The organism is Caldicellulosiruptor changbaiensis (assembly GCF_003999255.1).
Taxonomy (GTDB): Bacteria; Bacillota; Thermoanaerobacteria; order Caldicellulosiruptorales; family Caldicellulosiruptoraceae; genus Caldicellulosiruptor; species Caldicellulosiruptor changbaiensis.
This window is the reverse complement of the sequence record NZ_CP034791.1, coordinates 966,421-992,750: the sequence shown is the minus strand read 5'-3', so window position 1 is coordinate 992,750 and position 26,330 is coordinate 966,421. Positions and strand designations below refer to the sequence as shown.

Here is a 26,330-nt window from a genome sequence, read left to right as displayed (position 1 = left end):
TAAAATTACTTGAGAAGAAAGGTGTGAAAGGCAGCACAAAATGCAAAACGCAAGGGAAATACTCAAATACATAGGACCTGGCCTTCTTGTCACAGTGGGATTTATCGACCCTGGAAACTGGGCATCAAACGTGGCTGCTGGCAGTAGCTTTGGTTTAAAGCTTTTGTGGGTAGTTTTACTATCAACCATAATTTTGATAGTGCTTCAGCACAACGCAGCTCATCTTGGCATTGCAACAGGTCTTTGCTTGGCTGAAGCAACTTCAATATATCTCAATAAGTTTCTTGCTGCAGTTGTTCTCTCATCTGCCATGCTGGCAACAGTCTCAACTGCTATGGCAGAAATCTTAGGCGCGTCAATTGCCCTTGAGATGCTTTTTAAAATTCCTATTAAGCTTGGGTGTTTAATCATCCTGCCTTTTATCATATTTTTCTTGTTTTCTAACTCATATAAAAAGGTTGAAAGGTGGATAATTGCATTTGTTTCGCTGATAGGTCTTTCCTTTTTGATAGAGCTTTTTCTTGTGAAGGTCCCTGTAAAAGATGTGGTCTTTGGCTGGATAACTCCAAGCATACCTTCTGGCTCACTGGTTGTAGTTCTTTCAATACTTGGTGCGGTTGTCATGCCACACAATCTGTTTTTGCACTCTGAAATAATTCAGAGCAGGCAGTGGAACACTCAAGAGGAAAAGGTAATAAAACATCAGCTCAAATTTGAGTTTGTTGATACACTTTTTTCAATGTTCATTGGATTTTTAATTAACAGCAGCATGATTATAATAGCTCATGCAACCTTTTACACAAAAGGTATCCTTGTTGAATCGCTACCACAGGCTCAGCAGATGTTAAAACCCATTTTGGGAAGTTTATCTGCAACAATTTTTGCATTCGCTCTATTGCTTTCTGGCATCTCTTCAAGCATCACAGCTGCATATACAGGTGGAACAATCATGGCAGGCTTTTATAGAAGACCTTACAACATTGAAGAGCTGCCAACTAAAGTTGGAATTATCATTCCATTGGTGTTAGCATCTATCATCATACTTTTTATCTCAAATCCGTTCAGAGCTTTAATAATCTCACAGATGCTTTTGAGCATGCAGCTGCCAATTACAATCATTCTTCAAATTTACCTGACATCATCTAAAAAAGTCATGGGCAAGTTCGCAAACTCTTTAGCAGATAAAATAATTCTTCTGATTGTGGCAGCAGTTGTAATTGGACTTGATGTTTTTCTGCTCATCACATCTTTATAAAAAATAAAAGTGGGCAGATGAAAAGAAAAACACTTTGTCTGCCCACCTCTTTATTTTTTTATTTCCTTGAAGAATAGTCACGAATGAAGTTTTCTATTGAACGGTCATATGTCCTTTCTGCCTCTTTTGAAAAATAACAAGCAGGAAGCTGTCCATTTTTCCTGTGATAGTGTAAACACTCGCAGCATCTTCCTTTTCTTGGACACGGTTCATAAGTACATGTGCAGATTGAAAGGTTTTTTGAAAGTGTGCACTCCATATTATCTTTTTCCCCCTTTTTACTGAAGGTTTATCTTCTTTATTTTTTCTCCAAAAAAGATATATAAAAAATTCCCTTTTTCAATACTATTATCTTCTATAAACCTTTCAATGTCAAATCCGAATATGCAAGCCCTTGATCTTCTAATAATCTCTTTTGGTTCTCTGAGGTCTTGGTAGCTTGTTGCTTGATATATTGCTTGTTTAATTTTCTCCCTTTCCTCCCTGGATATTGCCAACTCTTCCGGTAAAAATTCTTCTGGAAACCTTCTTAGAATGTCAAATCTGAACAAGCTATCAAATATAACCTTGTCAAAATCAAAATTCTCTTTTATGGCTCTGTAAAGCTCTTTTATAAACTCTCTTGTATTTAAATTGCTATTTATCTTACTTGAGAGATTTTCAAAAAATTCAGAAGGAGAAATTTTTTGAAAGATGTATCTTAAAGTAAAATAGAGGTACTGCCTGTTGTAAACTTTGTCTATCAAATCTTCTATCTTTTTAAGTTTATAAATCTCTTCAAAGCTAATAAAGCTATTTGAGATAACCTCATACGGCGGGTCTTTGAAAAATTCATAATTGTATTTAGTTGCTTCATTTCTTATCTTTGTTCCTTTTAACATCTTCAAAAACCCAAGCTGAACCTCATCAGCAAAATACAATATAGTCTTGTCAAGACTTCTTTTAAAACTCAAAAAATCCTCATATGGCAAGCCCGCTATTAAGTCAAGATGAACAATGGCCTTTTTGTTTTCCATAAGCTTTTTCAAGTTTTTATCAATTTTATCTATATCATAAAATCTATCTATTGCATCAAGAGTTTGTGGATTGAAACTCTGAAGACCTATTTCAAGTCTGAAGAGGTTATCTTTTGAAGTATTTATTGCAGTGATAATGTCGCTATCTAAAAGTGTTGGGTCTATTTCAAAGTGTATTTGGGTAGCTTGCGACTTTTGTTTGCAAAACTCTATTATTTTTATTGCTCTTTCTTTGTTTGCGTTAAATGTCCTGTCAACAAACTTTATAAGTCTTACTTGTTTTTTAAAAAGATAGTCAAGCTCTTCGAACACCTTTTCAAGAGACGCAAATCTAACACTTTTTTCAATAGAAGAAAGACAATACGAACATCTAAAAGGGCAGCCTCTGCTGCTTTCATAATAATAGATTCTGCTTTGGTCTAACTTCTCGTCCTTGTATGCAAAAGGAAGCTTGTTCAAATCAAACGGCGGATACTCTTTTTGGGTATATTGCCTGCCAGCTGCAATATGATCACATAAATCTAAAAAAGGGTACTCTCCCTCTCCTCTGATTATTATGTCAACAAACTTCCACTCATCAAGGCTGTCAAAATACACCTCTGGCCCACCAAGAATTATTTTTATGCTTTTTTGTGCCTTTTTTAAACCTTCAACAAGCTTTTCGACATAGTTTCTGTTCCAGATATATGTTGATATTGCAACATATTCAGGTTTTTTACTCAAAATCTCATAGATCACATCATGCAAAGACTGATTGATATTAAACTCAACATATTTGCATGGATAGTTTTCTTTACAGAGCTGATAAAGGTATCTGACTGCTAAATTTGTATGAACATACTTTGAGTTTATTGCAACAAGCAGGATCATATTGATTTTCCTTTCTGAATAATAATTAATTATCGTCTCATTATTATATCACAGTTTTTATCTCAAAAGAGCAAAAAAATAAAAAGGCAGGTTTTCTCCTGCCTCTATTAGTTAAAGATTTCCATGACTTAGATAAACAGATTCACACCTGCTTCACTTGCCTCACCAAGGTATGTGGCAACACCACCAATTTCAACACCATCAATTAACTCTTCTTTCTTTATTCCCATAACATCCATAGACATTGAACATGCTACCATCTTTATACCAAGCTCTTGCGCCTGTTTTATCATCTCAGGTAACATCATCACGTTTTTCTTTTTCATCATATATTTCATAAGCTTTGGACCAATCCCTAAAAAGTTCATCTTGGAAAGTGGAAGTTTTTCAACCCCTTTTGGCATCATAGCGCCAAACATTTTTTCCAAAAAGGATTTTCCCTGTGCTTTCTTTTTGGCATCTCTTAGAACATTCAAACCCCAGAATGTAAAGAACATTGTAACCTCATCGCCCATCGCAGCAGCACCAGTTGCAATTACAAATGCAGCCATCACCTTGTCCATGTCATTGCTAAAGACAATAATGGTCTTCTTATCCTCTCTCATACAAATCACCCTTTAAGCTTTCTTTATCTTAGCTTTTATAACACCATTTACTTCTTCTAAAGATAAAAGCTCATTTTTTGTCTTTTTACACCAGCTCTCCACATCTCTTTTGAATGCTGGATCTGTCACCTCAATTGTGACTATGTCACCACTTTGAGCTTCTTTCATCTGCTTAAAAAGTTGAGTAATAGGCCCTGGACACTGAAGACCCTTTGCATCAATAAAATATTCTGCCACAATCACGCACCTCCAAAAACTTTATTTTTAACTTTTTATATTGTTACCCCTTGGCAATAGGATTTATTTAACAAAAGCACACAATAAAATTCTTTACAAAACACTTTGTTAAAATAATAACACTTTTACACAAAATACAATGTCTCAAATGAGTTTAAAAAAAGAAAGACACTCTTGACTTTTTAGGAGTTTTTTTACCCCAAAAACTTCATCATTATATTTAAAATCCTTTGGATATCATCTTTGTTTCCTACGCTTGACAAGCACTCCGCAGCATGGCTTTCGATTATAAAATAACCAACCTTTTCTATTGCCTTTTTTACTGCAGCTATTTGAAGCATAATCTCTTCGCATTCTTTTTCCTCTTCCACCATTTTAATAATACCATCAATGTGACCTTTAATATTTTTTAGTCTGCTTAGAATCTCTTCTTTTCTCTCCTTGTCAGGCATTTCAAACACCTACTCTTCAATAATTTCAATTGCACCTTGAGGACAATACCTTGTACAAACCCCACATCCTGTACACTTTTCTTTGTCTATTTCAATCTCAACATCAAAAAAACCGTGCACTTTTCTCTTTATTGCTCCAAACTTGCACGAACGTGAAGCTGGGCAAAACGGCGACCTATCACATAGATCTTTGTTAAGTACTGCCTTTTTCATTTTCTATCTTTTGCTCCTTTCTCAAAATGTTTTGCAACCTCTATTTGTAACCCCTATACCATGGGGGTGTATTTCAATTTTCAAGTTTATTATAACTCAAAAATGCAAAATAATCAATCCCAAAAAGGAAAGTTTGAAAACCTCTTTCTTAGGGTATAACATCTTTTGATAAAATACGTTATAATTAAATAGTAACAAATTTATACACGGGAGGTTTTATAATGAAAAAGCTATGTAAGATGTATCTGGTTGTTTTTATTGTCTTTTTGCTCATTTTCAACGTGGCATTTGCTCAGTCAATTACAGTAACTCCAAAAGTAATTGATGGCAAAATGTATGTGGATTTGGACTCTATGAAAGATTTCTTTGGTTTTGACTATGTAAAAACTCAAGATGGAGTGACCATTCAAAAAAAGGACTTATCTATAAGCGAAGTAATTGATAAAGTTAACAGATCTGTTGTAGCAATAATTGGTGACAGCAAAAAGATAAAAGCAGATGACTTTTACTACAGCAAGATACCGGCAGGACTTATGCACGGGTCTGGTGTTGTCATTGACAAAAACGGTTTAATCCTCACAAACAACCATGTTGTAGAAGACATGAAACAACCTTATGTCATTTTTTTTGACGCTAAGGCATATAAAGCAACAGTATTGTATAGAAATAAAGACATAGATTTGGCTCTTTTGAAAGTAAATCGTACCAATATAAATCCAATCGAAATCGAAGACCCCAAAAATATAAAAGTGGGACAAGAAGTATTAGCAATTGGAACTCCACTTTTTTTGGGTTGGCAGAACAGTGTAACAAAAGGAATAATCAGTGGATTAAATAGACCAGTAGATGAAACTTATACATTTTTGCAAACAGATGCAGCTATAAACCCTGGAAATAGTGGTGGTCCTCTTGTAAATATGCAAGGAAAGCTGGTTGGCATAAATACCTTAGGTATTGAATATTTTCAGGGAATTAATTTTGCAATTCCTGCTGAAAATATTCTCTATTTTCTGGACCATTATAAAAAATTTGGAAAGATAAAAAGATGTTATTTAGGACTTGAATTTGAAGACAGCTGGCTTTCTATTGTTGGTTTGCCATCTACTCTTGGATTGAAAATAATTGATGTGAAAGAAGATAGTCCCTTAAAAGGATTTATTCAAGAAAATGATATACTTGTGTCAATTGACAATTATCCTGTCAATTCAATTGCAGAGTATAATCAAACTCTTATGAAATATCTTCCAGGTGATAAGGTAAAGCTTAATATCAAGAGAAACGGAAAGGTAATTGAAAAAGAAGTAGTGCTAAAAGAGTATCCAGAAAATAAATAAAAACATAGAAAGGATGATATTTGATGGTAAAGAAATTAAAAAGATTTTTAATAGCTTCACTAATTGTTACTTTTCTGATCTCTTTGGTTGCTCCTTTTAGTTTTGCTCAGGATGACGATGGAGTTATCGATTTTTACACAGTTTTTTCAAAAGATGATATCAACAAAAATAGAGTTGGAAATAGTATCTACAACTGGTCAATATACATGCCCCAAGATGCTTATATTAACAAAGATCCAAAAGGAAGTTATTTTTCAATGTCAAGCAGCAGCTATAAAGCGAATATAAGCGTTGAAGCAATTCTAAACAAAGAAGGTTTTTCTTCCTTAGATGAAATTCTATTGTATGGCTCAGACATTTTAAATAGCGATGGCTCGGTTTCTAAAATATATTCGTTGAAAAAAGGTAAAGATAAAAATGGGCAAGAGTACATTGAAATCACAAGTGTCTATACAGATTCTTTTTACGTTTTTGTAGATGAAGAAGAAAGTTCTGGCACCTTTAATTTTACACGTATTTATCTTAGCAAAAACAAGAAGTATAACTACATTTATAGACTCACAATCAGCATGGACTTAAACTTTTATACCGAGCATAAAAATCTTTTGTACAAAATAGCTGATTCATTTGAACTTCAGTTTGATTCAAAAAACCCTAATATAAAGGATTTAGCAGACAACGTAACAAGCTGGAGAGTTCATAAAAATACAAGTTACGGCTGGCAGATTGACCTGCCACCTTATTGGAAATCAACTGACATTTATAACTTTGAATATAACTCATCAACCCAGTCTTTTGCCCCACTTTATACAGATGAAGAAATGGGGTTAAATACTCAAAAACAGCAAGATGTAGTTACAACGCCACCACAAGGTGAGCAGCAAGAGTATGACGAATATCTCTCTGTCAGTTTTGTTGCTAATTCAAATGTAAGTTTTGACAAGTGGGTTGAACTTGAGATGAAAAACGTTGAGCTTTATAACAAATCTCTTTGCAAGATAATTTCTTCTAAAACTTTAAATATAAATGATGCAAAAGCCAAACTCTTTGAGCTCAATATAAGAAAGAGCCTCCAGAAAAATTTCGTTGAAAAAAGAATGTATGTGGACTTCAATAACAACAAATATTTTGTAAAGCTTTATGTCAAAGAGGACAAATATAACAAAGACAAACAAAAATATGATAGGATTATAAACTCATTCAAACCAATACCAGCAAAGAGCAAATACCTTGATTCTATACTTTGGACGGGTGATTTAAAACCACAAAGCACTTCTAAAACTGTAAAGCTCAGCAAAGCACCATTTGAAATGAATATATCTAAAGATTATAAAACAAATATTCCATACTATTATTACAGTTATTACACTCAAGTAATAAATGCAACTGCTCTTCCAATTTCTCAGGGAATATCAGATGTCGAAACAATCACACTTTACAATACACCATATTCAACTTTAACAATAAACGGTGGCATTAATCTCGATCCAGCTGAGAAAATTATAAAAAATGCTATGCAAGCTTGGGTTGAGAGCAATGAATATAAAAGTAAAACAGTTGATATGAGCCTTCAAAAGTACTCAACTGGTGAACTTACAATTTACAAGTTCACTTATGTATACAACCTAAGCAAACTACCAAACTTAGCAAAGGGAAATCCTAATCGAGACTTTAACTTCTTAAGTCTTCAAAACAGGGTAATATACATGATAAAGTACAAGCAGTACTACTATACTATTGATTTATCTGGTCCTGTTCTTTATTGGAATAATATTACTTTAGACAATTTTGTAAAGTCGATAAATACAATCAAGATTGACAAAGTAAACTTCTCTAAACTGAATATGAAATTTGTCAATGAAGATTTAGAAAAGTTTAAGAAAAAAAACAATGAATAAAAATTTAAAAGGGCTGCACAGCATTTAAAAAAGCAGCAGCCCTTTTAAATTTCTTATCTCACTATGTACACTCTTGTTCTTACTGATTTTGGGCAAGCTTTAAGGTTCTTATTTCAACTTCTTGGTCCTTTAACCAATCCTTTATTGCTTCTTGCTCTTTGGTGACTTTTTCAAATTTCTTATTTGTCTCATCTTTGAATATTAAAACCTCCGTCCTAAATTCTGTTAAGAATGCAACCTGGTCATATACTGCATTCATTCTTCTGTTAAGCTCTTTCACATTATCTTTGAGTTCTCCTACTTCATTTTCTAATCTTGTGACCTTCATTTCAAGATTATCTAATCTTTGCTCTACTCTATCCAATCTTTGCTCTACCATATCAAGTCTTTGCTCTACTCTATCCAGCTTGTGCTCTAAGCTATCTAATCTCTTTTCTAACTGGTCAAATCGTTTTTCCATGGTATCAAGTCGTTTTTCCACACTATCAAGTCGTTTTTCCACGCTATCAAGTCGTTTTTCCATGCTATCTATCCGTTTTCCCATACCTTCGAGTTGCTTTTCAATATTTTCAAGTCTTTTCCCCACGTTTTCAAACGACGCATTTAAAGTCTGTAAAGAAGATACTACAAGTTCTAAAACATTGCTATCACTCATCTTTGTTCTGCACTCCTTATAAATTGTGGAACTTTTTTCTTAATTTTATCATACTTGAATATAAAAATAAAGATAAGTTTTAATCTTCCCATTGTAGAGTTTCCTATTTTTGTCTGCCTTCTTGCCAAACGCCTTTTCAAACTTATCATAGCCAGATAAAATAAAAAATCTCCAGCCACTAAAATCTTTTAGACATTTTCCAAAATCCCTATAAAGATTAAAAATGTCACTATTATCTATCCTCTCTCCATAAGGTGGATTTGTAATAATTATGCCTTTGTCAGAAGATTTTTTGATTTTTCTGCTATCTGCTTTAAAGAATCTTATATCCTTTTCAACCCCTGCAGCTTTTGCATTAGTCTTTGCAATATAAATCATCTTTTCATCTATGTCAGAAGCTAAAATATTTAATTTACTTTTATAATCAATTTTTTCAATAGCCTCAAGTCTTGCCTTGTTCCATAAATCTTGAGACACAAAACTATTTTGCTCAGCTAAGAATGTCCTATTTAAACCAGGTGCAATATTTTTAGCAATCATAGCTGCCTCAATAGGAATTGTTCCCGAACCACAAAAGGGATCCCATAAAACCTCCTGTTGAGGTCTCCACCTGCTCAAAATTACCAATGTCGCTGCTATATTTTCTTTTAAAGGCGCAAGTGACTGAAGTTTTCTGTATCCTCTTTTGTGAAGAGACTCACCTGTTGTATCAAAAAGTACATATGCTGTATCATTCAAAAGAGCAATCTCAATCTTATAGAGATTCCCTGTCTCCTCAAACCATGATACACCGTACTTTTTCTTTAACTTTTCAATTATAGCCTTCTTTGTTATAGATTGACAGCTGCTTATACTAAAAAGCTTGGACTTTTCAGACCTGCCTGTTATAAAAATATGAGCATCCTTGGGAAGAATTTCTTGCCACTCAAAATCATAAATGCCACTAAAAAGCTCATCAAACGTCTCTGCTTTAAATTTTTTAAGTATGGCAAAAACCCTATTTGCAGTCCTAAGATTTATATTAAGCCTTGGAATATCCTCTATATCTCCTCGAACAAATATTCTTCCATTTTCAACTTTTAAATCTTTATATCCTAATTTTATCAATTCCTCTTTTGTTACAGATTCAACACCAAAGGCTGTTGCTATAAAAAGTTCCATCACTTTTGCTCATCCAATCTTGTTTTTTCTTTTATTCTTTCTAATACAGTTCTATATCCATCTGCTCCATAATTTAAACATCTATTTACTCTGCTTATTGTAGCAGGCGAAGCCCCTGTTTTTTGGGTTATCTCACTGTACTTTGCACCTTCAAATAAAAGCTTTGCAACTTCAAATCGTTGCGAAAGTTCCTGAATCTCTTTTACAGTACACAAATCTTCAAAAAAGTTATAACATTCTTCTATTGTCTTAAGTTCCAGTATGGCTTCAAAAAGATGGTCGGTCATCTCATTTTTCAGCTTTTGATTCATACCCTTTTGCACCTCTTCGAGGTTATTCCCTTTAAAATTATATCACTTTAAATAGCTGAAGTAAACTTTGTTTGACACCAGCATAAAAAAAGTGAGGATTTATTCCTCACTTTTGGCAATAGTCTTTGATTTTTCAATCTCACATTCATCACAAAAATGAATTCTCTGTTCAAATACAAGAGAAAGTATCTCTAAAATATCCTGAGAGAGATTGGAGCTGCAATGTCTGTGAAAGATAACTTGCTGGGGCGAAAGAGATATTAATCTGCTGAGCAATATATCCTCTTTGCTAAGATTTAACTTCAAATTTTTTGATAACATTTCAAAAAACTCGTCTTTTACCTCTTTAAGTTCTTTGTCATATAGAATATACGCTTTTTCATCAGGTACTATGTGGACTAAATCTATTTTTGTATTTTGGAGATCTAAAAAGTATTTCAACAAGTTTATAAACTGGATATATTCTCTTTCTAAAAAGTACTTGCTTGCTGCATCTTCAATGATATTGTTTATGATTTTAAGATATTCCTTTAATCTAAATGTCAAAAAGCCTTCAAAATTAAATTCAAAGTTATAATCAAGAAAGTCTAAAACCTTTTTAATTATCTCATATCTAATATTTGAAAATCCGCTGCTTTCAACTATCTCATCCATTCTTTTTCTACTTTCAAACAAAATCTTTTCTTTTTCTATACCATCCAAAAAATAGTAGTTTTCATCTACCAATTTGCAAATCAGCTTCTCCTTTGTATAATCAATTATCACATTGCATAGAGCTGCCGCAATGAAATATTTTATTCTTTCATATGTGTATAAATCAAGGTTCTTCTTTATTTCCTCATCACTCAAAAATATTCCATAAAAGGTTATTTCTCCGCTCTGTCCTTGCTCTATTGAAAGTCCTTTTATATTTTCTAGTTCATCAAATTGTTTTTTTAATCTACTATATACAAAGAAAGGTTCTTCTGCCACTCCCAAACTCAATATTTGCATCTTTTTCACATCCCTGAATAATATTCTTTGAGTAAAGGGACTATAATAAATATACCCGCAAAAATTCTTTTTAAGTATGCTCTTTTTTCTACTCCTGACACAAAGGAATGATTGAACCTATATCTGAAAGCTCAAAACCTTCTGCACACAAGCATTCAATTTTATATTTCTTTAGAAATTCTTTTATCTTGCTATAATCTGGATGCTTTGATATATCTCCATTGAAAATTAAAACATCTTTGTCAATCAATCCTCCACAACCACCAATAAATCCATAGTTTAGACCTTCTAATTTTATAAATCCGGGCACTATTAAAAGTGCATCTATGTTATTTTCAAGAGCTTTTTTGTAAATTTTTTTGTCTGAGGTAATAATCGCCCTTTCGTTTATAATTAATATCGAACACTTTGAATATCCTTGGTTTACATGGATTTTCTTTAGGTTATCTCTTTCAATGTATTTTAAAATAATTCTATCAGTAAATTTGAAATTGTGAAAGACGTAGTTACCAATCCTTGCTAAATTATAACCAATGTCCTCAGGATACTTTTTAGATATATTCCTTTCACCAAATATTATATTGAATCCCAGCTTACAAAGTTCATTAGTAGTCTTCTTTGGTGAGTTGGGAGCGGCAAATATTAAATCATTTTCATAGTGAAAATAAAATATGTCTGGATGAGATGAAATGGCATTATATACATCTTTTGATTTTTCGCAAAAAATTGCTTCAATCTTTAAATCTTCTAACATATAGACTGTCTTATTATAAGCTCTTTTATCAATCAAAACATGGGTGACTTTTCTACTTGGCAAATGCGGAAATTTTATATATCTCAAGTTCTCATCTTCCCAATAAATTTATTCTTATAAAGTGGCACAATTAATACTATAGCAATTACAGCTGACAATATCCCTTGCAACAAATTAAACGGAAGATTTACAAGCGCCGTTTTAAATCCAAACTGCAGGTCTCTATTAACATTTAATGCTGATGACACATATTTTAACACAAAAGCTTCTGACAAAAAATAACCAACTGCCATCCAAATACCACTGAGTATGGTTGCGACAATAAAACCAATATTTGGCTTTTTACCTTTTTCTAACTTTTCAAATATAAGACCACATATATACCCTTCCAATCCTTTAATGATAAATGTAAATGGAGCATAGACTAAATAACCAGAAGCTATATCTGAAAGAGCAGAACCAAAAGAACCCGATAAAAACCCTACTCCCTTGCCAAACAAAATAGATGCAAGCATAATAATAACATCACCGATATTAAAGTAGCCTGTTAGCAAAGGTATTTTAATTGTAAAGGTTAACACAAAAACAGCTCCTATCAATATTCCTGAAAATATCCAAAACTTAGTTTTCTTGTCCATATTCTCACCTCAACAAAGAATTTTATCCCACAACAATTTTATATCATAAAAAATAAAAATCAAAACTCCATTAGCTATCTGTATCGATACAAAAGATTAAAAGGGCTGTTCTAAGTTTTGCCTTACAACAGCCCTTCAAACAGATCGTTATTTACTCTTAGTTTTTCGTTCTAAACCTTTCAACAAGGTTTTTAAGTGTATCTGCTTGACTATAAAGCTCTTCTGAGGCAGCAGCAGTCTCCTGAGAATTTGCTGAATTGCTCTGGACAACATTTGCCACCTGATTTATACCTTCTGTAATTTGGGCTATAGCCTCTGACTGTTCTTTTGATGAATAGGAAATATCGTTCATAATCATTGCCATCTTGTCAATGCTCTTTGCAATTTTGTCAAGAGCCGCGTGTGTTTGTTTTGTTATGCTATCACCTGCTTCTATCTTCTTTATAGTAGATTCTATCAGGCTACTTGTCTCTTTTGCAGCATTTGCACTTCGCGTTGCCAAGTTTCTCACCTCTTCAGCCACAACTGCAAATCCCTTGCCATAACTACCTGCCCTTGCTGCCTCAACTGCTGCATTTAAGGCTAATATGTTTGTCTGGAATGCTATTTCATCGATTGTCTTTATAATCTTTGATATATTTGATGATGCCAAGCTAATCTCTTCCATTGCCTTCATCATATGTTCCATCTGTTCCATACCTATTTTGGCATCTTCCCTTATCTGACTCGCAAACTTCGATGCTTCTTCAACATTCTGTGCATTTTGTTTTGTCTGAACTGATACTTCTTCAACCGAGGCATTAAGCTGCTCAATAACAGTTGCCTGCTCTGTTGCACCTTGGGCAAGGTTTTGTGAGGCATCAGCCAGCTGTTTTGCACCAATTGCAACCTGCTCTGCAGAGGTCTTAATCCCGTGTATAAGCTCATTTAAACCTTTTACCATTCTATCAAATGCTCCAGCTAACTTTCCTATCTCATCTTTAGAATCATTTTCCACTTCAATTGTCAAATCACCATCTGCTATTGCCTCGGCAACAAAAACCATTTTGTTTAGAGGTCTGCTAATTACATTTGAGATAAGTAAAGCTAAGATTACTGCAACACCTATTGAGATTACAATAACAACTATTAGAAGAGCTTTTGTTTGAAAAGCTAACTTGTTGTTTTGGGCATTTAACCCTTCAATGTATTTTCGCTCCATGTCGTATAAGTTGTTTATTGAATTCTGAACATCTGTCACAAGCTGAGCAGAACTTGGCTTGAACAGAAGGTTAATTGCTTCTTTTTTATTTGTCTTAGCAAGTTCTAATATTTGATTTGTAAGCTGGTCATACTGTTCAAGATAATTTACTAGTTTTTTGTACTCATCAATGATCTCTTTTTCTTTTATTATCTTTGAAAATTCTTGTAAGTTGGACTTGTAATAGTTGTTTATTTCATCCGCCTTTTGCAGATAAGATTGCAACTCATTAGCATTTCGGGACAACAAAACATTTCTGTAGTTTACTCTCTGTCTCTCAAATCCTTCTAATACACCACTAATATACACGAATGCCTTTACGTTGTTCTCGTACATTGTCATGTAAGAATTATGAATCTTGTTTAAGCTATTTACTGCAACAGCCCCCATAATAGAAATCAAAACTAAAATCACAAAAAACCCCGCCAAAATCTTTAATGAGATTTTCATATCTCTAAAAAACTTCATACATTCACATCCTTTCCTTTTATTTTTAAATTCCGATTTTGTTCGGATTGACAAATTTTTCGCAATCCAGCAAGAGAATCAGTCTCCCAGAAGAATTTGCTACACTTTTTACAAATCTCTCGGCAGCCTGCATTTCCACTTCTGGAAGAGGTGCAAGCTCGTCTTCTTTTATAATTGCAACCTCACTAACATGGTCAACAATGATTCCAACCTGAAAATCAGCTATGCTCACAACAATTATACACGTTCTTTCGTGATACTCCTTATATTCTTTCCCTAATCTTATTCTTGCATCAACCACAGGTATTATTTTTCCTCTTAAATTGACAATTCCTTTGATGTACTCTTGCTGATGGGGGACATAGGTAATAGGTAAAAGACCTATAATCTCTATCACGTATTTTATTTCAATCCCATAGTATTGTTCATCTACCATAAATATAAGGTATTTATCTTTCATACCCTCTTCTAATTCCTCTAATTCTATATTTATTGCCTGGTCTTGCATATTTTCACCACCTCTCTCAATATACCTTTGATTTTCTCAAAATATCTCGCGATTTCTTTAAAATTCGCTATCGAAACAAATAATTTTGTTCTTGATATTGTTATTATTGCTTTATTCTACCATACCTAGCTTAGACTCAGCCTCTCTCTTGTATTTATCTTGTTGCTCTACCATATTACGGCGGGTATCTATCCACAACAACCATGGTGTTTACCCTCTCATGTCTCTCAGGGTCTTTTCTCACTTGCCCTCAATTCCCTCGTCCCATCTACCATGGCGTGGACGTCAGTTATGCTCGTATGCAGGGTCTTCGCCCGTATGGAGGATGTACTCTGACCACCCGCTCACATTTTTCAATCTACTTTCTATAAAAAATCATTTAATCCTTTCTCCTTCATTTCTTAACCATCAATACATTTTCTAAGATGTGAACTATTATTAAAAGGGGCGCTTTGCTACTCGACATGACTTAATCTCCTCGCAAAGCTAAGAATTTCTTTACCCCCTCAAGATGTGAATCACTCAAACTATTTCTCCTGCTTTAAACTAAGAATGTTCAAGCAATTTTTCTCACTTCGCTTCACTTCACGCTGTCCTTGCTAAAGCCTCTCTCTTTATATCGCTCAACATCTTGTTCCCATCATACTTTACGCCTTTTTTCAAAATCGCATAAAACACCCTTATCAATTTACAACACAGTGCTATTAATGATTGCTTCTTCTTCAAGGGATTGTTCTCTCGCGTGGTGTAATACCTGTGCAGCTGCTTAAATTCTTCATTCTTTGCTACTATTGTAATCATGGCCTTGAACAAGCTACTTCTGAGCCTTCCTCGCCCTCTTTTACTTATACACGTCTGACCCTTGTACTTGCCAGAACTATTCTCAACTATATTGAGTCCCGCTAATTTCTGTATCTGCTTCGAATCCTCATACCTCTTTATATCTCCAACCTCTGAAATAAATCCAACTGCTGTCTTCACTCCAACACCTTTTATTTCAAGAAGCTTATCGCCATTCGGCACCTCTTTCAAAAGCTCTGCCATCTCGGCTTCTATCTCTTCTACTTGCTTGTTTAAAAGCTCATATTCTTCAAGCAAATATTTTATCTCTTGTCTTGCCAGCTTTCTACCTTCTTTTTTACCTATACTTCTTTTGGCAGCTTCTGTTAAATCCATCGCCCTCCTGCGACTAATCGCTCGCTTATCTACTTTGTCACGCCAGTACTCTATAATCCCTTCTACTTCCTTCCCTACTACATCACAAGGCAATGGCATTTCTCTCAGCGTCGCTATTGCTGTCTTGCCTTCCCAATCAGAAAATACTCCTAAAAACTCTGGAAAATATATATCAAGCCAATTGATTATTTGATTTTTTAAAACATTCAGCTGTTTTTGAAGCCTTTCATATATGTTCATCGCTACTCTCATCTCAGCATATATACCCTCGGGTATATTTGGTTCTGTGTATCTTCCATCCTTCACAAGCATTGCTATCGTCTTCGGATCCTTTATATCACTCTTAGTTTGCGTGTTATCATCAAGCTCCTTGCTCCTCTTCACGTGAAAAGGATTCACTAATACCACTTTTATGCCATTCTCTCTTAAGTACTGCTCAAAGCACAGCCAGTAATGCCCTGTAGGTTCTATCCCAACTATCATACTCTCCTTGCCATTTGCTTTCATTATCTTATTTGCCCAATCCAGAAATTTTTCCATACCTTCTTTCCTATTCTCAAATTCTATTCTCTTACCAAGCTCCACTCCTCTGAAGTCAAATGCTCTACCAACATGCCTTTCCTTTGCTATATCTACTCCTACAACTAAAGTTCTTTCTGTGACTTGTAATATCTTTTCATTTTGTGTATACTTCAAAGAGGGTACCTCCTTTGTTGTGTTTTTTCGTAAGTTGTACAACTTACTTTATTAATTTTATCAGGAGGTACCTTATCTTTTCAAATCTCTTTTCTCTTCATTTTCACTCATTTTCGTTCATTACAGGAATGCTTGTAAACGGTTCTCCACCTGTGAAAAAGATTTTCTTTACCCAAATTCATCACTATAAACATCTATTAGCTTTTTAATTTTTCAGAGTAGTCAACTCATTATAAAATGGTTCGCCTGAGTTGCCATAGCAGTGTTTACATAATGCATTGCATCGCTTAGTCACCCTTATTGAAGCTGCAAGTATAGGTATATCACCTAATAACTCTTTAATTCCAATAGTCCCATATTTCAATAGTTGTTTTATTTAAAGCAATCCTATTACTAATTAAATATCCATTTTAAACACTCTGTAGTCCATATTTATTTGCTTATAAATAGGCATCTAAACATTCCCCATCTTAATCTACATTTCTATATATTCTTTCAAAAAATAACAAAACAAAAACTGCTAAACCCGAAATTAAAATAAATGCAGCACTTACAAACAAGCCATATGAAATACCTAAAACCTTTATAAAGTAACCAATTCCAATACCTGCTAAAATTTCGCCACTAGCCTCTGCAAATTGAAAAAATGATAATGCAGTAGCCCTTATTTCAGAATTTATATATCTATTTAGATAACTTTGAAGATAAGGCCTAAGAAGAACTTCTAGTATAAAAAAAAGTATTAAACATAAATATGAAATAATATTTAACTTTACAAAGACAGCAATAGTTACTATCATAAACATTGAAATTTTTAGACAACCAATTATTAACAACTCACTCTTTTTAGGACTATCCAATTTGTTTTGTAAAAGCATAAACATAAGACTAAAAATAGCACTGATTATATATATATTACTTATCAAGAAAATATTAAATTTTCTAAATTTAAGAAATGTTTGATAAAATCTTTCTATGCCATCTAATCCTATTGCGAATAAAAATACTGCTAATGACAATAAAAATAAACTTTTAGTTGAAATAATATAACAAATAGATAATTTAATCTTATTTATCATTGACTCGTTGCTATTTGAATTATAAGATTCTTGTAACGATTCAGGTACAAAAAAATAAGTTATCAAAGCTGCAATAATATATAATATTGCCGATACTATAAATGGTAGGATGGCATTTATTTTGTACATAAAGGTTATAAAAACTGCTCCAATAATACTTCCTGTAATAAAAACAATGTACATTTTTCTAATCTCAATCTCAAATTTATCGCTTTTCCCTTTCAGAATTAAATAATCAGCTAACCATGCTTCTAATGCTCCAGATTCAAAGGAATCTGCTAATCCCATTATTAATACAGAAAATAGGAACATACAAAATGTATTTCCTAATGAAAATAAGAAAAAAGCAATAAAATTTAAAAGAGCTGATAAAAACAATGAAACTTTTCTACCATATCTATCTGCAAATGCCCCAAAAGGAATTTCTGTAACAAACCTAATTGTTTCTAAGACACTACCCAATATTCCGATAGCAAATAATGAAACTTTTAAATTTGACATATGTAAAATCCAAATAGGAAAAAATAAACCTTTTGCAGTCCCTTTAATTAAAACAGTAATAAAATAAGCTAACATAAAAATCCCTCACCTTTTTTTGTAGTTAGCAAGTCACTAAATAGTGACTTGCCACTAAATATCTAAACTTTGTGACCACCCATTACTACTGAACCTCTAACGACTCCTTGATTTAGTTTCCTCAGTCACAATTTATCTAAAATCAACAAGTCCACATTGACGTATTTTTTAGTTTCTGCTGATATGAATTACCTGCTCTTGAAATGTATAAATCTTTAAGCATCCTATTTACTGTTGTAACCAGTACCCTATAGACCAATGACACAGCTTTTAATTCTAACGCTATTGCAAGATGAGTCTTTCCTGTTCCAGGTAGCCCTATTGATGCCCACATTCTCTTCTATTCAATATCTTTGATTACTTTCCTCACAGTTTTTCTATCAATGCCCAGCATTCTGGCTATCTGGCTTTTGTTGCATTCCTGTTTGTATAATGTATGAATTGTAATATGCATTGCTATTGTCAGCATCCCTTCGTTTTCTTCTTCTGTAGTTTTTATATACCCTATTCTACACTACAGAAGGTATTTTTGGAATTGCCAGGTGGAGAATTTTTTGTGTCATTTCTGATGATTTTATTTTATCATTAACACTTTTACTCCAAATATCTTCAAATTTCTTCAATTTTTTTCGCTTTCTCACAATAAAAAAGCTACCTCATTTTTGGAAGCAGATACTTGCTATTATCGGATTTATTAGCTTCTTCCAAACGTTTGAATTAACTTGTTATTATCTTTTCTACATTTATCCTTTTAAGTATCACTAAACCAACAATAAATACACCCCAACATAACAATATAAGTCCAGCTTTTAAAACTTGAATTGATATATTACTCGAAAATGCCAATTTAGGAATATATGAAAATAAGAAAACAAGTGAAAATTTTACTCCACTTATCAATACGCTGTTTTTCGTAGTGAGACTGACCGAATAAATTATGAATATACATCCTAATGAAAACACAAAAACAGTGAGAATAACAAAAAGAAATAAATAAATGTTATTCAAATGACTTTTTAATAAAATAAAGGTAACCCATATGAAAACAATTATTGAGCTTGTAATTAAAACTGGAATAACTTTTGATAAAAATATCAATGTATTACTTAAAGGTGATGTAAAATATCTATGATAAACATAACTACTCTTGTCCTTATCGAAATTAATGGTTGTTATAAATACAATTGAATATGAAATAGTTATTACAACACACAATGTATAAAATAAGCTTATAGAAGGTTTATCTTTTAAATAATTTAAAAATTGTTCAAAATTCTTAAGCGCATACCACACCGCAATGTTTAAAATTAGTAATAATATAATTGCATTTTTAATGTAATTTTTGACTTCTAATTTTATTATTTTAAAAAACATTTTAACTAACCCTCCCTTCTATAAATTTTACATATAAATCTTCTAATTTTTCTATCATCTGATAATTCTTTGGTTTAATCTTTAGAAACATTTTCTCATCAAAAACATATAATTTGCTGTTTTTCACTCTATAGGTTTGAAATTCAGGATAATCTCCTTCTACCAAATAAAACTTTTCTGAAACAGGTATTTCGAAAATCGTTTCACCGCTTTTTATAAATCCAATTCTATCACTAATTTCCTGTACCTCATATAAATTGTGAGAAACAAAAAGTACAGTTTTACCTCTCTTTTTTAAATCAAGCAACAGCTTTTTAAAAACTACTTGAATTTCCGGATCTAACCCAGATGTAGGTTCATCCAGAATAAGTATTTTAGGATCATGCATTAAAGCACCAATTAAAGAAATTTTTCTCTTTGTTCCTTTTGAAAGTTGCTTGAATTTTTTACGAAAATCTTCCCTTTTTAAGTCTAATATTTCAACATAATCATATATTCTATGTTCATCTACTCCAAACAAATAACACATATGCTTCAAATTATCTATAACAGACCACTCTAAATTATAAGTTTCTATTTCAAACATAACCCCTATTTCTTTAAAATGTTTTTTCGAAAGTTCTTCACCAAAAATTTTTATCTCTCCATCATCCTTTTTAAGTAGCCCTAACAAAGTATAAATTGTAGTAGTTTTACCAGCTCCATTTGGCCCCAATAAACTATAAATTTCTCCTTCATAAATGTTTAGGTTTATTTCTTTGAGAATCAGCTTACCATTGATGCTCTTTTTTAATTTTTTAATCTCTATTGCTTTCATTTTAAATTTTGTTCCCCCCCAATTTCTTATTTTTTCTTTATTTTTGCTATTATTTTGTTTATTGTTGCAATATATGCAAATTATATTATCTTCCATAAAACATAATAAGTTGCAAAATATAAACCTATTATTACTATTGTACCACCTTCTATCCCATTCATCTCGATCACAGCAGATAAAAGCCAGATAGAAAATATTATATAGGAATTTGCCACATAGTTAGAAAGCTTTCTCAAAATAAAATTATTAGGATTTCTTATGAAAAGAGATTTTAAACCTCTTATTATTAACACTAAACCATATAACATACCTATTGTTAACAGATATTTATTAAAATTTTTATGAGCTATATAAGTAAAAGATATTAACAGTGCTGAAACCCCTATTATTATATCAACAATCCATAACTTATCTCTGTTTGAATCTGTGTAATAAAAAGCTTTTTTTATGATGCTTTTTCCTCTCAAAATCATGTAAGCAAATCTTAAATAACCATAAAAACCTAAAATAAAGTATATGTATATATAATATTTCATCATTTTCATCTTCCCTTTCGATATACATTTTTGTATAATTTCTCAATCCATCTAAATTTTGCTATTGAAATAAACAATTTCGTTTCTGTTACTGTTATTATTGATTGTAATCATTCAAAAAAAATTAAAAAATGTTACTATCATTAGTACTATACCAGGCACATTTCACTTTATCTATAAAACCTTTCTCAAAAAGCTTTCTAACACGCAATGGACAAGGAATACAAAAATTTAGAAAGCTGCATTCATTGCAAATCTCTTTTTGAGCACTATTAAGATTTGCCCACTTGCTTAATTTTTCTTTCCAAAATTCAAAAAATAATAAGGGTGAATATGGTTCTATTTTACCATAATATCTTTTTAGGATCAGCCATTACACATGGATGCACGTAAAATTGAGGATCTATAACAATATATTTCCAACCTGCTCCACAATTTCTATTAATATATTCTCTATTAAATTCCTTAAGTTGAATATATGGAATAATATGTCCATATTTTTCTTTAACATATTTATCTTCTTCAGAAAGTCTTACTATATCTTCATATTGCCAAATATAATCACATGCTTTTCCAAAAGGAAGTATTGGACTATATGAAAATGCGTTAACCCCAATTTTCGGACACAAAGAGGTTGATGCTGTATATTAGCATACATAATAGTTAATTGGCATATATTTTTATAAACTGGTAATATATCCTAATTAGCTTGTTCAATTTCTTTTCTTTAATTGTAATTATTATTAATTCGTAAATAAATTGCTATATTGCTTATTTGTAATATTTTGCTTGAATTTTATTACAATATTTTCATTATGTCAAACCCGTTTTTTTAGCTTATTATCAGCCATTTTTACCTATAAAACCATCTCTTTCTTCATATATCTTTAAATTTCTCTAATTTTCTTTCACTGCCTCACAATAAAAAAAGCTGCCCCCTTTCTTGGAAGCAGCTTCCTAATTTTTTCAAAGATGCTTCTTAGATTACATCCCTTTTTATCCTCATCAAACTATTATACAAAAACGGCAGCAGGAAAAATGCAAGCAAAACAAGGCCTATCACAACACAGATGGAAACCTGCATTAATGTCAAAATCCCAGATGGCAGCATTGCCGCAAATGTGCCAGCTAAGATTATAGCAGCTGAGGTTACAACATGCCCAATATTTGCCGAGGTAAGTCTCAGTGCCTCGTTTATCTCCAAGTCTTTATATTCATAAAATCTTATCAGCAAGAATACACTGTAGTCTATTCCAAGAACATTGCTTTTAATTTTATCTATTTTGCAAATGCCTAATTTTATAAGACAGAGGTAGCCAATTATTGGACACTTGCTATTATATGCCATATTTCATTTCGAAATTTTTTATAGAAATCTTTGTCTAACGCTGCTACTGCAAACAGAGGATATATATTTGAACTTGATTCATAAAAGACATATAGTTCAATTTTATCATCTCTTATTTTAGAGTATACTTCTCCTTTTTTAAAGTTATCTACTATAAGATCTGACTTAATATAACTTTTATCTTCTTTTATTTGATTTCCATAACTAGGAGAAACAACTCCATATATACCTATTCTATTTTCTCTATCATTATCTTTATATACAACTACTCCCCATTCAGGGGAAGATTCCTTTTCAGTTGAAGCCTCCCATGCTGGCTCTTTTTCAATTATCCAACCTTTAGGATACTTAAAGCTAAAAGTTTTTTGCTCATTTTTTTTGTGAGTAAATTTATCCACAAATACATAGGTATAATTAGAATAATACTTGTAATCATATTTCATACTTCCAGGGGATAGAGATAAGTTATTGTCTCTACAAGCTGTTAGCAATAAAAACAAAATTAGTAATATTTCTAACGACAAAGTGAGGCTTTTAACCTTTTTTCTTTTCATTTACTTTCTCTCCCTGAAATTTTTTAAGTTCTATATTAATTTAGAGAAGGTAATGTAAAAGGCATATATTTACCATTTGCCATTTGCTCATAAGTCCAACAGGTATATTGAGCATAATAAGGTGTTTGTTCATATGCATAAACCTTTTTATTTTTTGAATCATTAGCAGCAATTAAGAATGTATGTCCTGCGTTTACTACTGCGTCTCCCATTTTAAGGTTTGGATATGAATTCAATAAATCGTTTGTTGATGGATTATCGACGTTGTAGTTTCCTACTTTTTTGTACGTTCCATTTTTTATACCATTTATAAAATCTGTAGTTATTTTTCTACTTATCCCCAAGCAAAGCTAACAAAAGCAGAACAATCTCTACCATATTTGGGCATCCTTATGCCAAATCTTGTATAGTAATCATAAAAATCATTTTTATTTAAACTTTCTAAAAAGCCTGTATCATCTTTCTGATATTCTGTTTGTGAATAGGGTATCCCTTTATAAGTTTTTCCTTTAGCGAAAATAAAGTTTCCTCTCCACCCTACTAAATCTTTTTTAGGTGTCCAACTTATTTCTACCATCTTTTTAGCTTTATTGACTATATCTTCTCTAGAATTAGATGACAATGTTCCAGCCTTGGAGTCATTACTTTGTAATTTGAGTATTCTACTACTTACATCATTACTATTTATTAACATTTACTATTATCTCTTTTGTATAGTTTGCGAATGATACTCTCCCAATTGTTTGACCTTTATTTATCGCTAAAATTCTTCCTTGATAAGTAATAGCAATGTCATTGTTTTTACTTTCCCATTTTGCAACATCACTAACATTTTTTAAAGTTCCATCTTTGCATTTGATTATTGCATCAACAAATACAGACTCTCCAGTGTTATCGATGTTTACCACTTCAGTAGACAAGATTAGATCCCTCAATTTTATTACTTAAACTTTTTTCTAACCTTAAAACATATTCTTCATCGTATTCTGTTCTATACATACTAATACTTTTTCCTAATTCCTTTGAAAAATTGCTTGAAACGTTTTCTCTCGTAGACAACTATTTTTCATCCTGTTCCATTAAAATAAAGCACCTATTAAGCGAATACATGACACTCGGCTAACAAATACCTTATAACCCTTCCTCGTCGGCGAATTTCTCCATTCAGTCGCTCCAATATATATTAGTTGTGCGCAGCCTCCTTCGGTATGGCTCTGGAAGTTCTAAAACCGCTATTGCATCTTCAAATCCTTCTTCTAAAACTTCCATTGCTTTCGGGGCTTTGCCTCCGTACTCTTCCAACACTTGATTCAGAAGTACTCTTGCTGTCTTTGCATCTGGAGCTTCAAACATAGCTCTTATCTTAGCATGTAGTTCCTTTTGTAAACCCTTCGGTGTCTTGTCATAAATAGCTCTCATAAAATGAGTTTGACACCTTTGCCAGGTCGCACCTTGAAAATGTCGATAAATCGCTTGTACAAGCCCTTTGTGATGGCTTGATTCTACTAAATCGACTCCATTGAGCCCTCTTTCCTTTAACCATGAGAAAAATTCTCCCCAGCTTTCTTCTGATTCGCTGTCTCCTATCATAACTCCCAAAACTTCTCTGTAACCTTCTTCATTTACACCTACACCAATTAGAAGACTTCTCTGTCGAACGCGACCTTCTTCTCTTATCTTTACAACCATCGCACAGGCTTACACAAAAGGAAACTTCTTTTCTTCCAAAAACCTCGAATTCCACTGCGCAATTACAGGATCAAGATTTTTGCAAAGCTCTGAAATGGTGGATTTTGAAAACTCAGTCCCACATAACTCATAAGTAATTTCTTCAATCTTTCGTGTGGATACTCCATTTACCACCATCTCACTAAATAGCCAATAAAAGCGCTTGTTCACTTCGCTGATAACGTTCAAAAAGGTCGCAAGTCAAATTTACCATTACGCAGTCTTGGCACTTTCAAAGTCAAAGTCCCTACCCTGGTAATTAAACTCCTGGAATAATAACCGTTACGATAGTCTTGTCTTTCCTCTGTCCTCTCGATAGGCTTAAGCCTTAATTTGTTCAGTAGCAAGATACGCTAAGATTTGATTAAGTATTGATTCTAATAACTTGGCTAATTTCTCGTCTTTTGTGCCTGTTGTAAAAAGGTAATGCAAAATTTCAGAATCTATGGTAATATTGTTTTCCTCATCCCCTTGAAGAATTTGGTTTTTGATTTCTCTTAATCTCTGTTCTAACCAGAGAGGGGGAGAGGTGGTTCAATCCTTTTTTACACAATTATATAGACTCAACTGATGCTCCTTCCTTCTCTATCCATTTACCCTTAAAAACAATCATATTATAGCAGACATTCAGAATAAGTGCTATATTTTTCCCTATTTATCTAACCCAATATTTATTATAGAGCCTAATTTTTGTTCCTTTACGTATCTATACATTTTATCAAATTTATCCATAAAATTATATTACAAAAAAAGAAAAAATCGCCTTTATTTTTACAAAGGGACTTTTGTAGATTGCTGAAATAAAAATAACCTGCAAATCTTTGAAAATAAAGGATTGCAGGCTATTTAAGCTTAAGAAAAATTCTATAGCGAAAAAATACTCTGTTCACTTTCCCTGAGATTTTTGTTTTTTTATTCAAAATTATTCTATCGCCTTTTTACAGGTTCTTTTCTCCAATCAAAAGAGTCTTTAAAAATGTCTAATCTGTGACCATTAATTATAACTACATGATTATTTATCCATTTAACATCAGCTTTATCTTCCGGGTAATCCCAGTATATGTTTCTAATTTTTAAGCCATTTTTATAACACAGCTCTCCTCTAACTCCAAATGCTGTTGTTGCACCGCCGTTGATTAAGTAAAATTTAATTTTATATTTCCCATCAGGGGATAAAGATTCCTTTAAAAATTCGCCATGCGGAAGCATGTTTATATCAAAAAATCGCCAGTAGACAAATAAAGAAAATAATAATATAAGCATTAATATTGTCATCAGTAATTTGATTAATATTCTTTTAAAAGAACCATTGTTTACTTTAGCTGAACCATTAGATTTATAAACCTTGCTCATACCATGATATCCCTTTCCTAATTGCTTCTTGATCTTCCGGATCATCAAAATAGCTTTTATAGTAAGAAATTTCAAAATTTCCAGTTAATATTTGAACAACTCCAGCAGCTGCACATAAAATTTCTGGTGGAAGAGGTAATGATCTACCCGTATATCCATAATTAATATTACCAATATCTTCTCCATAGACATATTCTGCTTTGCCATTAACAATTATTTTGTACAATTTATTCCAGCCATATATTAGTTTGTAATCCCAATCACCACCTTCTCTTACTTTAGATGTCCAATATGCAACTTTTGCAGAATATGCTAAGGCAGCATTTCCATTTGTATATATGAACATTGATAAATAAATATTGTTCAATTCAATTACATTGTTTCTGCATATGTTTAGCAAATTTACGTACGGTGGCTCATCTGGATCATGCTGAATAATAGAGGTTGATGCCATTGTAAGCTATAACTTCTTAAGAAATAATTTT

Annotated in this window: 30 protein-coding genes and 3 pseudogenes; 3 read left to right on the top strand and 30 right to left on the bottom strand. The window is 32.4% G+C overall.

The features are described 5' to 3' along the window. Positions 1 to 40 precede the first annotated feature (40 nt). Positions 41 to 1,255: an Nramp family divalent metal transporter gene (locus tag ELD05_RS04605; RefSeq protein WP_127351544.1), complete on the top strand. Its 1,215-nt coding sequence runs from the start codon at positions 41 to 43 to the stop codon at positions 1,253 to 1,255. Between the two features lie 58 nt (positions 1,256 to 1,313). On the opposite strand, the gene ELD05_RS04600 is transcribed toward ELD05_RS04605, so the two are convergent. The 6 genes from ELD05_RS04600 to ELD05_RS04575 form a co-directional block, all read right to left on the bottom strand. After that, positions 1,314 to 1,514, bottom strand: a complete 201-nt coding sequence (locus tag ELD05_RS04600; protein WP_011917805.1) for a DUF6485 family protein — start codon at positions 1,512 to 1,514, stop codon at positions 1,314 to 1,316. A gap of 19 nt (positions 1,515 to 1,533) precedes the next feature. Next, a complete protein-coding gene (locus ELD05_RS04595) occupies positions 1,534 to 3,141 on the bottom strand; it encodes a B12-binding domain-containing radical SAM protein (RefSeq protein ID WP_127351543.1) in 1,608 nt (535 codons plus the stop codon). 128 nt (positions 3,142 to 3,269) lie between these two features. Further along, a complete protein-coding gene (locus tag ELD05_RS04590; protein WP_011917807.1) occupies positions 3,270 to 3,746 on the bottom strand; it encodes a DsrE/DsrF/DrsH-like family protein in 477 nt (158 codons plus the stop codon). Positions 3,747 to 3,758: 12 nt separating this feature from the next. After that, entirely contained in the window at positions 3,759 to 3,983 is a 225-nt protein-coding gene (locus ELD05_RS04585) for a sulfurtransferase TusA family protein (RefSeq protein WP_127351542.1), read from the bottom strand. Positions 3,984 to 4,177: 194 nt separating this feature from the next. Then, the gene (locus ELD05_RS04580) at positions 4,178 to 4,435 is read right to left on the bottom strand and encodes a metal-sensitive transcriptional regulator (protein ID WP_127351541.1); all 258 of its coding nucleotides are present in this window, start codon (positions 4,433 to 4,435) and stop codon (positions 4,178 to 4,180) included. Positions 4,436 to 4,444: 9 nt separating this feature from the next. Beyond that, positions 4,445 to 4,648, bottom strand: a complete 204-nt coding sequence (locus ELD05_RS04575; RefSeq protein ID WP_127351540.1) for a 4Fe-4S binding protein — start codon at positions 4,646 to 4,648, stop codon at positions 4,445 to 4,447. A gap of 221 nt (positions 4,649 to 4,869) precedes the next feature. On the opposite strand from ELD05_RS04575, the gene ELD05_RS04570 reads away from it, so the two are divergent. Then, positions 4,870 to 5,982, top strand: coding sequence for a S1C family serine protease (locus ELD05_RS04570; protein ID WP_127351539.1), 1,113 nt, complete (start codon positions 4,870 to 4,872; stop codon positions 5,980 to 5,982). 23 nt (positions 5,983 to 6,005) lie between these two features. Then, positions 6,006 to 7,880 carry a hypothetical protein gene (locus ELD05_RS04565; RefSeq protein ID WP_127351538.1) on the top strand — a complete coding sequence of 625 codons (1,875 nt, stop codon included), beginning with the start codon at positions 6,006 to 6,008 and terminating at the stop codon, positions 7,878 to 7,880. 79 nt (positions 7,881 to 7,959) lie between these two features. Here ELD05_RS04565 and ELD05_RS04560 read toward each other — a convergent pair whose 3' ends face one another. The 24 genes and pseudogenes from ELD05_RS04560 to ELD05_RS04445 all read right to left on the bottom strand — a co-directional run bounded on the left by ELD05_RS04560 (position 7,960) and on the right by ELD05_RS04445 (position 26,212). After that, complete coding sequence (locus tag ELD05_RS04560; RefSeq protein ID WP_127351537.1) at positions 7,960 to 8,535, bottom strand: tropomyosin; 576 nt, start codon at positions 8,533 to 8,535, stop codon at positions 7,960 to 7,962. A gap of 48 nt (positions 8,536 to 8,583) precedes the next feature. Beyond that, a complete protein-coding gene (locus ELD05_RS04555) occupies positions 8,584 to 9,699 on the bottom strand; it encodes a THUMP domain-containing class I SAM-dependent RNA methyltransferase (protein ID WP_127351536.1) in 1,116 nt (371 codons plus the stop codon). Continuing rightward, complete coding sequence (locus ELD05_RS04550; protein ID WP_011917815.1) at positions 9,696 to 10,007, bottom strand: YerC/YecD family TrpR-related protein; 312 nt, start codon at positions 10,005 to 10,007, stop codon at positions 9,696 to 9,698. Before ELD05_RS04550 ends, ELD05_RS04555 begins: the two co-directional genes overlap by 4 nt. Before the next feature lie 99 nt (positions 10,008 to 10,106). Then, positions 10,107 to 11,000: a putative sporulation protein YtxC gene (ytxC, locus tag ELD05_RS04545; RefSeq protein ID WP_127351535.1), complete on the bottom strand. Its 894-nt coding sequence runs from the start codon at positions 10,998 to 11,000 to the stop codon at positions 10,107 to 10,109. Between the two features lie 88 nt (positions 11,001 to 11,088). Beyond that, complete coding sequence (locus ELD05_RS04540; protein WP_241243617.1) at positions 11,089 to 11,790, bottom strand: DUF6873 family GME fold protein; 702 nt, start codon at positions 11,788 to 11,790, stop codon at positions 11,089 to 11,091. Positions 11,791 to 11,837: 47 nt separating this feature from the next. Next, positions 11,838 to 12,392, bottom strand: a complete 555-nt coding sequence (locus ELD05_RS04535) for an ECF transporter S component (protein ID WP_127351533.1) — start codon at positions 12,390 to 12,392, stop codon at positions 11,838 to 11,840. Positions 12,393 to 12,549: 157 nt separating this feature from the next. Next, positions 12,550 to 14,100: a methyl-accepting chemotaxis protein gene (locus ELD05_RS04530; protein WP_127351532.1), complete on the bottom strand. Its 1,551-nt coding sequence runs from the start codon at positions 14,098 to 14,100 to the stop codon at positions 12,550 to 12,552. 25 nt (positions 14,101 to 14,125) lie between these two features. Beyond that, positions 14,126 to 14,608, bottom strand: a complete 483-nt coding sequence (locus ELD05_RS04525) for a chemotaxis protein CheW (protein ID WP_127351531.1) — start codon at positions 14,606 to 14,608, stop codon at positions 14,126 to 14,128. 585 nt (positions 14,609 to 15,193) lie between these two features. After that, complete coding sequence (locus ELD05_RS04520) at positions 15,194 to 16,480, bottom strand: IS110 family RNA-guided transposase (protein WP_127350861.1); 1,287 nt, start codon at positions 16,478 to 16,480, stop codon at positions 15,194 to 15,196. A gap of 470 nt (positions 16,481 to 16,950) precedes the next feature. Then, a complete protein-coding gene (locus ELD05_RS04515; protein WP_127351530.1) occupies positions 16,951 to 18,135 on the bottom strand; it encodes an MFS transporter in 1,185 nt (394 codons plus the stop codon). 142 nt (positions 18,136 to 18,277) lie between these two features. After that, positions 18,278 to 18,469, bottom strand: coding sequence for an ATP-binding protein (locus ELD05_RS04510; RefSeq protein WP_277601428.1), 192 nt, complete (start codon positions 18,467 to 18,469; stop codon positions 18,278 to 18,280). Positions 18,470 to 18,478: 9 nt separating this feature from the next. After that, positions 18,479 to 18,589 (bottom strand): annotated as a pseudogene (locus tag ELD05_RS04505) (helix-turn-helix domain-containing protein); the annotation flags it as partial. 263 nt (positions 18,590 to 18,852) lie between these two features. Then, complete coding sequence (locus tag ELD05_RS04500) at positions 18,853 to 19,509, bottom strand: ABC transporter permease (RefSeq protein ID WP_011917014.1); 657 nt, start codon at positions 19,507 to 19,509, stop codon at positions 18,853 to 18,855. Between the two features lies 1 nt (position 19,510). Continuing rightward, the gene (locus ELD05_RS04495; RefSeq protein WP_011917013.1) at positions 19,511 to 20,326 is read right to left on the bottom strand and encodes an ABC transporter ATP-binding protein; all 816 of its coding nucleotides are present in this window, start codon (positions 20,324 to 20,326) and stop codon (positions 19,511 to 19,513) included. A gap of 80 nt (positions 20,327 to 20,406) precedes the next feature. Continuing rightward, positions 20,407 to 20,862, bottom strand: a complete 456-nt coding sequence (locus ELD05_RS04490; RefSeq protein WP_241243616.1) for a hypothetical protein — start codon at positions 20,860 to 20,862, stop codon at positions 20,407 to 20,409. A 344-nt stretch (positions 20,863 to 21,206) separates the two neighbouring features. Then, positions 21,207 to 21,491: a hypothetical protein gene (locus ELD05_RS04485; RefSeq protein ID WP_011917011.1), complete on the bottom strand. Its 285-nt coding sequence runs from the start codon at positions 21,489 to 21,491 to the stop codon at positions 21,207 to 21,209. A gap of 350 nt (positions 21,492 to 21,841) precedes the next feature. Further along, positions 21,842 to 22,120 (bottom strand): annotated as a pseudogene (locus ELD05_RS04480) (MMPL family transporter); the annotation flags it as partial. Positions 22,121 to 22,182: 62 nt separating this feature from the next. Further along, on the bottom strand, positions 22,183 to 22,764 hold the full coding sequence (locus tag ELD05_RS04475; RefSeq protein ID WP_127351527.1) for a hypothetical protein: 582 nt from the start codon (positions 22,762 to 22,764) through the stop codon (positions 22,183 to 22,185). A 35-nt stretch (positions 22,765 to 22,799) separates the two neighbouring features. Then, positions 22,800 to 23,108, bottom strand: coding sequence for a hypothetical protein (locus tag ELD05_RS04470; RefSeq protein WP_127351526.1), 309 nt, complete (start codon positions 23,106 to 23,108; stop codon positions 22,800 to 22,802). Continuing rightward, the gene (locus ELD05_RS04465; RefSeq protein ID WP_127351525.1) at positions 23,099 to 23,458 is read right to left on the bottom strand and encodes a hypothetical protein; all 360 of its coding nucleotides are present in this window, start codon (positions 23,456 to 23,458) and stop codon (positions 23,099 to 23,101) included. Before ELD05_RS04465 ends, ELD05_RS04470 begins: the two co-directional genes overlap by 10 nt. Then, positions 23,445 to 23,684 (bottom strand): hypothetical protein, encoded by a 240-nt coding sequence (locus tag ELD05_RS04460; protein ID WP_127351524.1) that lies wholly within the window; start codon positions 23,682 to 23,684, stop codon positions 23,445 to 23,447. Before ELD05_RS04460 ends, ELD05_RS04465 begins: the two co-directional genes overlap by 14 nt. Before the next feature lie 142 nt (positions 23,685 to 23,826). After that, positions 23,827 to 24,945: pseudogene (locus ELD05_RS04455) on the bottom strand (IS256 family transposase); the annotation flags it as partial. 474 nt (positions 24,946 to 25,419) lie between these two features. Next, a complete protein-coding gene (locus tag ELD05_RS04450; protein WP_127351523.1) occupies positions 25,420 to 25,845 on the bottom strand; it encodes a DUF5412 family protein in 426 nt (141 codons plus the stop codon). Beyond that, a complete protein-coding gene (locus tag ELD05_RS04445; protein WP_241243614.1) occupies positions 25,829 to 26,212 on the bottom strand; it encodes a polymorphic toxin type 44 domain-containing protein in 384 nt (127 codons plus the stop codon). Before ELD05_RS04445 ends, ELD05_RS04450 begins: the two co-directional genes overlap by 17 nt. Positions 26,213 to 26,330 lie beyond the last annotated feature (118 nt).

Bases quoted from the DNA above. Each gene is read 5' to 3' on its own strand.
- ELD05_RS04605 (WP_127351544.1), top strand. From the start codon at position 41: ATGCAAAACGCAAGGGAAATACTCAAATACATAGGACCTGGCCTTCTT.
- ELD05_RS04600 (WP_011917805.1), bottom strand. From the start codon at position 1,514: ATGGAGTGCACACTTTCAAAAAACCTTTCAATCTGCACATGTACTTAT.
- ELD05_RS04595 (WP_127351543.1), bottom strand. From the start codon at position 3,141: ATGATCCTGCTTGTTGCAATAAACTCAAAGTATGTTCATACAAATTTA.
- ELD05_RS04590 (WP_011917807.1), bottom strand. From the start codon at position 3,746: ATGAGAGAGGATAAGAAGACCATTATTGTCTTTAGCAATGACATGGAC.
- ELD05_RS04580 (WP_127351541.1), bottom strand. From the start codon at position 4,435: ATGCCTGACAAGGAGAGAAAAGAAGAGATTCTAAGCAGACTAAAAAAT.
- ELD05_RS04575 (WP_127351540.1), bottom strand. From the start codon at position 4,648: ATGAAAAAGGCAGTACTTAACAAAGATCTATGTGATAGGTCGCCGTTT.
- ELD05_RS04570 (WP_127351539.1), top strand. From the start codon at position 4,870: ATGAAAAAGCTATGTAAGATGTATCTGGTTGTTTTTATTGTCTTTTTG.
- ELD05_RS04565 (WP_127351538.1), top strand. From the start codon at position 6,006: ATGGTAAAGAAATTAAAAAGATTTTTAATAGCTTCACTAATTGTTACT.
- ELD05_RS04560 (WP_127351537.1), bottom strand. From the start codon at position 8,535: ATGAGTGATAGCAATGTTTTAGAACTTGTAGTATCTTCTTTACAGACT.
- ELD05_RS04550 (WP_011917815.1), bottom strand. From the start codon at position 10,007: ATGAATCAAAAGCTGAAAAATGAGATGACCGACCATCTTTTTGAAGCC.
- ytxC (WP_127351535.1), bottom strand. From the start codon at position 11,000: ATGCAAATATTGAGTTTGGGAGTGGCAGAAGAACCTTTCTTTGTATAT.
- ELD05_RS04535 (WP_127351533.1), bottom strand. From the start codon at position 12,392: ATGGACAAGAAAACTAAGTTTTGGATATTTTCAGGAATATTGATAGGA.
- ELD05_RS04530 (WP_127351532.1), bottom strand. From the start codon at position 14,100: ATGAAGTTTTTTAGAGATATGAAAATCTCATTAAAGATTTTGGCGGGG.
- ELD05_RS04525 (WP_127351531.1), bottom strand. From the start codon at position 14,608: ATGCAAGACCAGGCAATAAATATAGAATTAGAGGAATTAGAAGAGGGT.
- ELD05_RS04515 (WP_127351530.1), bottom strand. From the start codon at position 18,135: ATGTTAGCTTATTTTATTACTGTTTTAATTAAAGGGACTGCAAAAGGT.
- ELD05_RS04510 (WP_277601428.1), bottom strand. From the start codon at position 18,469: ATGTGGGCATCAATAGGGCTACCTGGAACAGGAAAGACTCATCTTGCA.
- ELD05_RS04500 (WP_011917014.1), bottom strand. From the start codon at position 19,509: ATGTTTTTTAAAATAATAAAATTAGAAGTCAAAAATTACATTAAAAAT.
- ELD05_RS04495 (WP_011917013.1), bottom strand. From the start codon at position 20,326: ATGAAAGCAATAGAGATTAAAAAATTAAAAAAGAGCATCAATGGTAAG.
- ELD05_RS04490 (WP_241243616.1), bottom strand. From the start codon at position 20,862: ATGAAATATTATATATACATATACTTTATTTTAGGTTTTTATGGTTAT.
- ELD05_RS04475 (WP_127351527.1), bottom strand. From the start codon at position 22,764: ATGAAAAGAAAAAAGGTTAAAAGCCTCACTTTGTCGTTAGAAATATTA.
- ELD05_RS04465 (WP_127351525.1), bottom strand. From the start codon at position 23,458: ATGTTAATAAATAGTAATGATGTAAGTAGTAGAATACTCAAATTACAA.
- ELD05_RS04450 (WP_127351523.1), bottom strand. From the start codon at position 25,845: ATGAGCAAGGTTTATAAATCTAATGGTTCAGCTAAAGTAAACAATGGT.